Annotated in this window: 7 protein-coding genes; 3 read left to right on the top strand and 4 right to left on the bottom strand. The window is 64.6% G+C overall.

What is annotated here, in order from left to right:
* The first annotated feature begins 378 nt into the window (after positions 1–378).
* From RUH75_RS08700 to RUH75_RS08690, 3 genes are all read left to right on the top strand, one after another.
* On the top strand, positions 379–1,575 hold the full coding sequence (locus RUH75_RS08700; protein ID WP_313804526.1) for an AAA family ATPase: 1,197 nt from the start codon (positions 379–381) through the stop codon (positions 1,573–1,575).
* Positions 1,576–1,635: 60 nt separating this feature from the next.
* The gene (locus RUH75_RS08695; RefSeq protein WP_313804523.1) at positions 1,636–2,712 is read left to right on the top strand and encodes a ParB/RepB/Spo0J family partition protein; all 1,077 of its coding nucleotides are present in this window, start codon (positions 1,636–1,638) and stop codon (positions 2,710–2,712) included.
* A gap of 247 nt (positions 2,713–2,959) precedes the next feature.
* The gene (locus tag RUH75_RS08690) at positions 2,960–4,156 is read left to right on the top strand and encodes a replication initiator protein A (RefSeq protein WP_313804520.1); all 1,197 of its coding nucleotides are present in this window, start codon (positions 2,960–2,962) and stop codon (positions 4,154–4,156) included.
* Positions 4,157–4,751: 595 nt separating this feature from the next.
* Here the strand turns inward: RUH75_RS08690 and RUH75_RS08685 are convergent.
* From RUH75_RS08685 to RUH75_RS08670, 4 genes are all read right to left on the bottom strand, one after another.
* Positions 4,752–5,702: a hypothetical protein gene (locus RUH75_RS08685; protein ID WP_313804516.1), complete on the bottom strand. Its 951-nt coding sequence runs from the start codon at positions 5,700–5,702 to the stop codon at positions 4,752–4,754.
* A 350-nt stretch (positions 5,703–6,052) separates the two neighbouring features.
* Positions 6,053–7,699 carry an arylsulfatase gene (locus RUH75_RS08680; protein WP_313804513.1) on the bottom strand — a complete coding sequence of 549 codons (1,647 nt, stop codon included), beginning with the start codon at positions 7,697–7,699 and terminating at the stop codon, positions 6,053–6,055.
* Between the two features lie 77 nt (positions 7,700–7,776).
* Positions 7,777–8,715, bottom strand: a complete 939-nt coding sequence (locus RUH75_RS08675) for a TauD/TfdA family dioxygenase (protein ID WP_313804510.1) — start codon at positions 8,713–8,715, stop codon at positions 7,777–7,779.
* Between the two features lie 73 nt (positions 8,716–8,788).
* Positions 8,789–10,225, bottom strand: a complete 1,437-nt coding sequence (locus RUH75_RS08670; protein ID WP_313804506.1) for an MFS transporter — start codon at positions 10,223–10,225, stop codon at positions 8,789–8,791.
* Between the last annotated feature and the right edge of the window lie 21 nt (positions 10,226–10,246).

Genomic DNA, 10,246 nt, shown 5'->3' with positions numbered 1-10,246 from the left:
TTCAGGCGCGCTCCGAAAAGAAAAGCGGGACCCCGGATCAAGTCCGGGGTGACGAAAAGGAGACTGTCCGCTCTCCACCCATCCCCGCCATACGCTTACGTGCTCCTGCGAAGGCAGGAGTCCAGTTCCGGCGGCTGATCTGGGTTCCTGCCTGCGCAGGAACACGAGATGCTTAAAACCCGCCTCCGCGGGGATGACGATAAGAAGCATGTCCACCATCCATCCAAGCAAGACGTGAACCATTTGCGCTCCGCTTGGTCAGCTTCAAACGCCCTTGCTTACCCCGTCCCGCATCTCAATTCCCGCTTATTTGCCAATTTGAAGGATTTATGGCACATCTGTCCCAAACAAGCTTCAACTTGGTTCGTGAGGGCAGGAATGAACGCAGTGATAACCCAGATCGGCGATCTGGCGGAGGCTGGCGAAAAGATGGTCGAACGCCTGCGGCGCAAGGCTTTTCTGCCGGATAGCCGCAAGGAACTCAATGTCCGCTTCGGCATTGCCGAGGCGGCGCAACTGCTTGGCTGCTCCACGAATCGGATTCGCATGGCGGAGGAGGATGGCCGCCTGCCCCCGGCCCCGCCGACCGAAAATGGCCGCCGCCCCGGCTATAATGTCGAGGAACTGCTGAACATGCGGCAGGTGCTGGGCGCCAGCCCCGAACGCGCGCCGCTGGACGTGCCCGCGATCATCGCCGTGCAGAATTTCAAGGGCGGCGTCGGCAAGTCGACCGTCACCACCCATCTGGCCCATTATTTCGCGGTGCAGGGCTATCGCGTGCTGGTCGTGGATTGCGATTCCCAGGCGACGACGACAACGCTCTTCGGTTTCAACCCGCATTTCAACATCCAGCGGGAAGAGACGCTCTATCCCTATCTGTCGATCGATCCGACGCAGGTGGACCTGCTCTATGCGGTCAAGCATACCGCCTGGCCCAATGTCGACCTGATCCCGTCCAATCTGGAACTGTTCGACGTGGAATATGAGCTGGCGGCGGCGGGCAGCGATGGCGGCTCCGTCCTGGCGGCGCGTTTCCGCAAGCTGAAACAGGGGCTGATGGACCTGGCCCGCCATTATGACGTGGTGCTGCTCGACCCGCCGCCAGCTTTGGGCACGATCAGCCTTGCGGTGATGCAAGCGGCCAATGCGCTGCTGGTGCCGCTGGCCGCGACCACGCCCGATTTCTGTTCGACCGTCCAGTTCCTCTCGATGATGGATCAGGTGATCGGCCAGTTGCAGCAGGCGGGAATCGCGGTCGACTATCAGTTCGTGCGGCTGCTCTGCTCGAAATTCGACAGCAATGATCCCAGCCATTCGATGGTGCGCGCGATCATGGAGCAGAGTTTCGGTCCGGCGCTGCTGCCCGTGCCGATCCTGGACAGCGCGGAGATCAGCCATGCGGCACTGCGCATGATGACGGTCTATGAGCTGGAAAAGCCGATCGGCACCCCGCGTACCCACAAGCGCTGCCGCGCCAATCTGGACGAAGCCCTGGGTCAGATCGAGGCGCTGGTCCGTCAGGGCTGGGGCCGGGTCGCCCCCGCGCGGGAGGAGGATATTGTCAATGCGGCATAAAAGCCTTTCCTACAGGCATATGTTCACCATATGTTCCCGATTCGTCAAGGGGGAATGTTGATGGCGCGCAAACAATCCGATTATCTCGCGGCACTGCTGTCCGATGAACAGGAAGCGGCACCGCCATCCGCCCGGCAGGAGCCCGAACCGGCCCCCTCCCCTGCCCCGGCTGCACCCCGGGCGGATCGCGCGCGCGGCACGACCCTGCTCGGCCGTGAGTCCGCGCTTGCCCGGCTGGCGTCGGGCGAGGTGCGGCAGGTCACGCAATTGCTGCTCGACCCGGCCAAGGTGCGCATCTGGAGCGGCAATGCCCGCCATCAGGCCCATCTCAATGAGGAAAATTGCCGCGAACTGATCGACTCGATCATCGCGGAGGGCGGGCAGAAGGTCCCCGCCGTGGTCCGCCGGATCGAGGATGACCCGGACCATGATTATGAGGTGATCGCGGGCACCCGCCGCCATTGGTCGATCAGCTGGCTGCGCGCGAACAGCTATTCGGACATGATGTTCGTGGCGCAGGTCGCGCAGCTCGATGATGAAGCGGCCTTCCGTCTGGCCGACCTTGAAAACCGCGCGCGCAAGGACGTGTCGGATCTGGAGCGCGCCCGCAACTATGCCGAGGCGCTCAAGGCCCATTATGGCAGCCACCTCACCCGCATGGCCGAGCGGCTGAAGCTCTCCAAGGGCTGGCTCAGCAAGATGATCAAGGTGGCGGGCATTGCCGATGGCATTATCGACGCCTTCGCCTCGCCCGCCGACGTGCAGCTGAAGCCGGCCTATTCGCTGGCCCAGGCGCTGGACGATCAGAAGGCCGCCCCGGCCATCGGTGCGGAGGCCCATCGCCTGGCATCCGAACAACGCGCCCTGCGCGTGGCCGGTGCGTCCCCCATCCCGGCAGCGGAAGTGCTGAAGCGCCTGCTCGATGCGCCCCGCGTCGCGCAATCCGCGCCGAAGGAACAGCCCTTCACCTGGAACACCCGCCATGGGCGCCCGGCGCTGACCGTGCAGTCGGTCAATCGACAGGGCATCACCATCCGCCTCCATGCCGGGTCGGGCGCCGATATGGATATGCTCGCCACGGCGTTGCGCGATACGCTTGAGCATCTCGAACGACAGGGCATGGGACTCCAGCGCTGATGGATGGCGGGGGGGGCACTGCGGCAAGGTGGCGTGAACGGCCGCCACGGCGCGCGGCGCTTCCTGCGCGCGCTGTTTCCCCGGGGAAACAGAGTGCCCCCCTCCCCTTCCCCGCATGGGTAACGACCCCGCTGTTTCCCTGGGGAAACAGTCCTCCGGTCGGAATTCCACTCGCACGGCAGCCTGGCATTGGCGGCCTTCAGCGCCTTGGCCGGCAAGGGCCGCCGCCTTATTCCAGGACCCGTTCATGAGCCGCGCCGGCAAGACCCAGATCAACGACCAGTTCGAACTGTTCCTTCCCTATATTGCGGACATGCCCCTGCGCGACCAGCGCGAGATGATGGAGCGCCCCTTCTTCAGCCTGGCCAAGTCCAAGCGGGTGAAGCCGATCGATTATACCTCGCCGGACGGCAAGGCCTGGGTCCATGTCTCGGCCAATCCGGATTATGGCATGGCGACCATCTGGGACGCGGACATCCTCATCTACTGCGCTTCGGTCCTGGCCGACATGGCCCGCCGTGGGCTGAACGATGTTCCGCGCAAATTGCACATCATGCCCTATGACCTGTTGCGCGCCATTCATCGCCCGACCACCGGCCGCGCTTATGAATTGCTGGGCCAGTCGCTCGACCGCCTTGTCTCCACCACGATCAAGACGAATATCCGCGCCGAAAACCGCCGTGAAGCGACCTTCAGCTGGCTCGACGGCTGGACCCAGCTGGTGGACGAACGCACCGAACGTTCGCGCGGCATGACCATCGAACTGTCCAACTGGTTCTATGAAGGCGTGCTGATGCAGGGCGGGGTGCTGTCGATCGACCGCGCCTATTTCGACCTGACGGGCGGGCGCGAACGCTGGCTGTACAAGGTCGCGCGCAAGCATGCGGGCGGGGCAGGGGAGGGGGGATTCGCCATCTCCATGCCCACCCTGTTCGAAAAATCCGGGGCGGAAGGCGCCTATCGCCGCTTCAAGTTCGAAATCGCCAAGATCGCCGAACGCGACCCGCTGCCCGGTTATACGGTCGAACTGGAACAGGCCGAGGGCAAGCGCGAACCATCGCTGCGCATGCGGCGGCGGCCGAGCGATCCGCTTCCTGCAACGCCCGCTCGTTCGGCGCCTGTGCCAGCAGCGCGGCCATCGGCCATCGCCGTTTCGCTCTGTGCGGCGGCCCCTGCCGCCGCCCGGCAGGACGCGATGATCGATGCGAGCGGGATGATCCGCCGCACTCTGGTGGGGCTTTCCGCCAGGGCCAGCGCCGGAGAAATCACCGATGCGACACTGGCGACCCTTCGCGCGGAATGCCCCGGCTGGGACTATCAGACGCTCCACCAGGAATATCGCGACTGGCTGGAAGCCGACCCTGCCCGCACGCCGGTCAATTATCAGAAGGCCTTCATCGGCTTCGTCCGGCGCTTTCATGAAAAGAACCGGCATCGCCGCTGAGGCCGATCCCTCTCGCCCATGGCGGGAATCATCTCCCCTCGTTCCGGCCGGCGGAGCAGGATTTTCTCCCCGGCCACCGGCCAGACAGGAGCCGGATCGCCCGATCGGGGTGGGCCTCCACCCTGCGGGGCCGCTGATCGCCGGATTTCCGATCGCATCATTGCCCGCGCAAAGCCGGCCCCTTCCCGTTCCCGAAGTGTCGGGTTGCACCGACGCGAAGCCTCTCCCTTTGCCGCTCCTATTTCGATGTGCTCGGCTCAACGATGATTTTGAACGTCCTTTCGTGGGCTCTTGGCGAATATGATTCAATCATTGGCTCCCCGACGGGCGATATCCGTCACCTTCGACATTCCAGGAACGCCTTTCGGCCTATCAGGAACGCATCCCCGACATTTCAGGAACGGTCGGTTCGATATATCGGGAACAAACCATCGACCTTCCGGGAACGGACGGAGGGAGCCGACTCACAGGAATCCCACGATTCGGGGGGGGAAGGAGAAGCCGCTAACTCTCTAACCTATCTAGAAACCTTGTAACTAGGGGGAGATGGGTCTTTTTTGGGGAAACTGGATGGGCATGGAGCGGCCAAGTTTTTCTAGCGACCTCCAGCGATGGAGAAGTCCGTTCCCGTCAGCCTTTCCATCTGCGCCACCAATTTGGTCGCGCCCTGGTGGGAAATGCCCAACAGGCGAGCCACCGCCATTTTGCTGAGGCCCGGATAGGCAAGCGCCAGCCGCGCCAGCAGCGGCGCCTTACTGCGCCGCGTGACCCGCAATTCTTCGGGCAGCCGTGCCAGCGTCGCCTCCAGCCGATCCAGCTCGATCAACCCCTGTCCTGCCTGCCGGGCGATCATGGTCACGATCCGGTCCGCCAGCAGGGAAGGATCGTCAGGCAGGAAACGGGGCAGGTCGACCAGGGATGGCAGGTGACGCAAACTCAACCCCGCCGCCATGAGCGCGCCGGGCAGATGACAGGCCAGCACCCATCCCATGTCGAACCGTCTCGGCTCGATACGCCATTGCCGACCGTCGGCGCTCGTCACCAGTTGCGCTGCCGAGACGGGCGTGTCGAGACTGGTTCTGGCATCGATCAGGCGCTGGGCGATCGCCTGGACGGTGGCGGCAGGGTAGGGCGCCTCAAGCAGCATCTGCGCCGTGCGCCAGGCCGGGCCGAAGCGCACCAGATCCTCCGGCGCCCACAGGCCCGCCTCTTTCCGGTCATCCAGCAGGGTGCGCGAAATGTTGAGCGTCGCCCGCGCGATCGGGTCAGCGCCGTGCGTGGCGGACAGCGCGAAATGGAACAGGGCCGCGATGGACAGAGGATCGTTCAGCCCTTCGCTGTGACGGGGCGGTGGGGTCCGCCCGCAAATCCAGTTCTGAAGGTCCGCGACCGAAATCGGAACGCCGGCAAAGCTCGCGAGAGTGGCTGCGCCCTTCAGCCTTGCCCGGGCCAGCCAGATATCCGTTGCCGGGCTGTTGCAGAGCCGCCCGTCGAGGCGTCCGAGGAGGAGGAGGGCGTGGTCGGCCGAGGAAGAAAAATCGCGCATTTCCGAAGCATAGCGCAGTATCGGTACAACCAAAACAGGTGGTTGGTTGTAACTGCCAAGAGGCTTTTGATGGACGGAGAAAGCGACCGGATGGATCGGAAGCCTTGCGGGCCTTATGCCATAGTCGGGGTGTCGCCACCAACAACCAATTTGGGCATTCGTCCATGAATGCCATGTCCGGGACTGCCGAGAGGAACAAAAAGGGAATTGGCGCTATGGGGCGCCAGAAGGCCCGCCAGGCGTCAGCGGCGGGCCTTCCTTGCTGCGATATGGAAGGCCGGCCTTTTGCCTCTCAGCGAGCCTCTGGCGCTGCCTAAATTTTAGGCAAATGGGGAGGAATCATCCCGCCTTCACTCCACCATGATGCGGGGCTGGGGCAGGACGACGCCGACCGATCGGGCATAATCCTCCCACGCCTTTTCCAGTGCGGCGCGGCGGGCGGGCTGTTGGGTGGACAGGTCGGTGGTTTCGCCGGGGTCCTGCGCAATGTTGAACAGGTGCCACTGGCCGTCTCCTGTATCGGTGATCTTCCAGTCACCCTGTCGCAAGGCGCGTGATCCGAACAGTTCCGTGCCGATGCCTTCGCTCGCCGGATGAACGGCCTGCGCCTTGCCGGCCAGCCAGGGCGCCCAACTGGTCCCCAGCATCGGTTGAACCGCGCGCCCGGCGAATTGTCCCTTTGGCTGCGGCACATGGGCAAGGTCGAGCAGGGTAGGGGCGACATCCATCACGTTCAGATAGTCATGCGCCACCGCGCCCCCCTTGCGCACGACAGGGCCGGAGATGAAAGCGGTCGTCCGGGTGCCGCCCTCGGTCGCGAACGCCTTGTAGAGCCAGGAAGGGGTGGTCGCCGCCTGCGCCCAGCCGGGACCATAGCTGATATAGCTGCCCGACTTGCCCAGATTGTCCAGGCTGTTGTCGGCCTCCGCCGCCCGCGCACGGAAGCGGGGGTTGCGGGCATGGACAAGGTCCATGCCCTCCGCGCCATTATCGGCCAGGAACAGGATCACCGTATTCTCATATTCGCCGCTGGCCTTCAGCGCCTCGATCACGCGCCCGACATTCTGGTCGAGCCGGTCGACCATCGCCGCATAGATTTCCATTGCGCGGGCGGCGGTCTTTTTGTCCTCCGCGCCCAGCTTGTCCCAGGGATCGGCATTTTCAAGACCGTGCTGCGCCGCATGGGCGGGAACCAGTCCCAGCGCGATCTGCTTCTTCAGCCGCTCGGCGCGCAACGCGTCATAGCCCGCATCGTAACGGCCGCGATATTTCGCGATCGTTGCGGCAGGCGCCTGAAGCGGCCAGTGCGGCGCGGTAAAGGCGAGATAGGCGAAGAAGGGCCTGCCGTCGCGCGTCGACCCCAGCTGATCGATCAGTTTCGAGGCGTAGGCATCGGACGAATAAAAGTCGCCGGGCAGGCGGGTCAGCGTCTTGCCATCCTCGCGATAGGTGGTGGCGCCGGGTTTCTGATCGGCCGAAATATCGGCGCCGAAATGATTGCCCCCGCCCTGCAACAGCGCGAAGCTGTGCTGGAATCCCCTGGCATGGGGGTCCTGTTCCGGGGTCAGGCCCAGATGCCATTTGCCCGAGAAGAGCGTGCGGTATCCGCCCGCCGACAGGATTTCCGGCAAAGCTGCGATGTCGGGCCGCAAATAGCCTTCGTGGCCGGGCTTGCCGATCTGGTTGGGTGCCTGCATCTCCGCCATGGTGCCCAGCCCCGCGCGATGATTGTCGGTGCCCGACAGCAGCATGGAACGGGTAGGGGAGCAGGTTGGCGCGGTGTGGAAGCCGGTGAAGCGAATGCCCGACGTGGCCAGCCGGTCGAGATTGGGCGTCGCGATCTCGCTGCCGAAGGCGCCGAGGTCCGAATAACCCAGATCGTCGGCAATGATGATGAGGAAGTTCGGGCGCTTTTCCTGCGCGGCGGCCGGAGAGGAGAGGGGGGTGGAGAGAGCGGTCGCCAGCGCCAGACTGGCCAGAAGGGTGCGGATTTTCATGCGGTTGTGATCCGTAAAAAGAGGAGCCGCACCCTGACGAGGATGCGGCCCAATGTGCCGAACGGCAGTCCCGGTGGTCAAGCGGCTTCAGCGATCCGCGGCGTTTCCTTTTTGATGATGCGGCTTTCCCGACCGTCGATCGACACCGGGACGGCGCCTGCAATGGTGGCGCGGCGCAGTTGACGGTGTTGCAATCCGAAATCTGCGACGGCGCGATGCTGGGTGGCGCGATTGTCCCAGATGGCGACGTCGCCCGGCTGCCAGCGCCAGCGCACGGTGTTTTCCGGCCGGGTGATATGATCCTGAAGGACCGAGAAGAGCCGTTGGCTGTCCGCCTGATCGAGGCCGACGAAATTCTTGAAGAAATGGCCCAGGATCAGTGAACGCTCGCCCGATTCCGGATGGACATGGACCAGCGGATGTTCGGTTTCGTAGACGGTGGAGGCGAAGACTTCGCGGTGGCGCCTGATGGCTTCCTCATTGGCGTCGCCCGCTATGGCTGCATAGTCGTAGAGATTGCTGTGCACCGCCCAGAGATTGTCGGCCAGCTGGCGCAATGGTTCGGGCAGTTCCTCATAGGCGCTTGCGGTGTTCGCCCAGAGCGTGTCGCCGCCCGCTTGCGGGATGACGAGGGCGCGCAGGATCGATGCTTCGGGATAGGCGGGGACGAAGGTGACGTCGGTGTGCCAGCTCGACGCGGCGCGGCCTTCCCTGCTGTCCAGTTCGAGGAGATATTGGGAGCCGGGAACGACCGGCACGGTGGGATGGGCGACGGGCTTGCCGAAACGTTCGGCAAAGGCTTCCTGCCCGGCATCGTCCAGATGCTGCTGCTGCCGGAAGAAGATCACCTTGTGCCGCACCAGCGCGGCGCGGATCGCGGCGATGGTCGCGTCGTCGAGATTGCCGCCAAGCGCAATGCCGCGGATTTCGGCGCCGATGCGTCCGGCGACGGGCACCACCTCCAGCGGGCCTTGCGCATCGGCGGCGTTCAGGAATTTATGGGTAAGGACAGTCATGGATATGCTCCTTGCTTGGGTGGGAGGAGGTTCAGGCGGGGATCGCGTCGCGCTGGAGTTCCTTGTTTTCGCATCATTTTTGCGAAAAACCGGTTCCCACTTTTTGCGCATGATGCTCCAGGGCGCGGCGGATTTCGGCATGGGCGGCTTCGTTCAGGGGGAAGCGCCAGATGATGAGGGTGGCGATGATGTGGGCCAGGGCGGGGCCAAGCGCGAAGACATATTTCAACGCTTCCAGCGCTTCGGGCGCGTTGCCCGGCCCGGCCCTGAACCCGGCCCAGGCGATCAGCGGCAGGGCGATGCCGATGCCGAGGGCGGGGCCGAGCTTGGCCGACAGGGCAAAGACCGAGAAGAACAGGCCCGTGCGGTCATGGCCGGTGCGCAGGCGGTGGGCGTCGGCTACGTCCGCGACCATGGCGCGCAGCATGAGGTTGCCCGAACCCTGGCTGAGCCCCTGCGCGATCGTCAGCGCGATCAGCAGCGGCAGACCGCCGGGGAAGACGAAGAGCAGGGCGATGTTGATCGCGGCCTGCGCCAGTTCGCCGGTGATCGCCGCCTCGCGCTTGCCGATGCGGGTGCCGATCCGCTGCCACAACGGCGCGGCGGCGACTCCGAAGATGAATTGCAGCAGATACAGGCCGCTCGCCCAGGCGGGCAGGCCCATATACCAGACCGCGAAGAAGACGATCAGCCCGGCGCGGATCGACTGGCCCGCGGTGACGATGGTGTCGGCGGCCAGCACCCGCAGCAGCGGCCGGTCGGAAAAGACCAGCGCGGCGGCGCGGGCGAAGCTCTGGCGCACCGGCGGCGTTTCAGTCAGCGGCGGTTCGCGGAAGGAAATCAGCGTCAGCACCAGCGAAGGCGCCAGCGTCAGCAGGATGAAGCCGCCCACCAGTTGCAGCTTCAGCGTGCCATTGCCCGGATCGAACTGATCGAGGATGGTCGGCAGCACCAGCACGGCCAGCAGGCCGATGGAACGCAGCAGCGCCTGCCAGGCGACGACGCGGGTGCGGCCATGATAGTGCGCGGACAATTCTCCGGCCCAGGCGGAGGAGGGGATTTCCACCATCGACCAGCCGAGATAGAAGAGGAACAGTACTGCCGCGAGATAGGCGGGCGTCACCAGCGCAGCGGGCGGGAAGAACAACAAAGCGGATGACAGGCCGAACAGCAGGCCGCCCAGCGCGATCCACGGCCGCCGCCGCCCGAAGCGGGTGCGGGTGCGGTCGCTGAGCGCGCCGACGATCGGATCGGCGGCGACATCCCAGAAGCGGCCGACGAGGAAGATGAGGCCGATGGCCGCCAGAGACAGGCCGAATTCGCTGGCATAAAGCTGCGGCACGAACAGGGCGAGCGGCAGGCCTGCGCCTGCAATCGGCACCGCGATCGACGCGAAACCGGCGAGGCGCAGGGGTGAAAGCGGCTTCTCCCCTATATGGGCGTGCTGACTCTCATCGGATCGGGCGGCATCGCGCCCAGGATGATATTCCGCATAGGGGAGGGTAGCCATGATGCTTCGCCTTTTTGGGTT

This window comes from Sphingobium sp. (assembly GCF_032153725.1).
In the GTDB taxonomy this organism is placed as follows: Bacteria; Pseudomonadota; Alphaproteobacteria; order Sphingomonadales; family Sphingomonadaceae; genus Sphingobium.
Note: the sequence above shows the minus strand (reverse complement) of the source record. Positions and strands in the feature narration are given on the sequence as shown.

What these genes read in the sequence shown, in the direction of transcription:
- RUH75_RS08700 (WP_313804526.1), top strand. Translation starts at nt 379, where the DNA reads ATGAACGCAGTGATAACCCAGATCGGCGATCTGGCGGAGGCTGGCGAA.
- RUH75_RS08695 (WP_313804523.1), top strand. Translation starts at nt 1,636, where the DNA reads ATGGCGCGCAAACAATCCGATTATCTCGCGGCACTGCTGTCCGATGAA.
- RUH75_RS08690 (WP_313804520.1), top strand. Translation starts at nt 2,960, where the DNA reads ATGAGCCGCGCCGGCAAGACCCAGATCAACGACCAGTTCGAACTGTTC.
- RUH75_RS08685 (WP_313804516.1), bottom strand. Translation starts at nt 5,702, where the DNA reads ATGCGCGATTTTTCTTCCTCGGCCGACCACGCCCTCCTCCTCCTCGGA.
- RUH75_RS08680 (WP_313804513.1), bottom strand. Translation starts at nt 7,699, where the DNA reads ATGAAAATCCGCACCCTTCTGGCCAGTCTGGCGCTGGCGACCGCTCTC.
- RUH75_RS08675 (WP_313804510.1), bottom strand. Translation starts at nt 8,715, where the DNA reads ATGACTGTCCTTACCCATAAATTCCTGAACGCCGCCGATGCGCAAGGC.
- RUH75_RS08670 (WP_313804506.1), bottom strand. Translation starts at nt 10,225, where the DNA reads ATGGCTACCCTCCCCTATGCGGAATATCATCCTGGGCGCGATGCCGCC.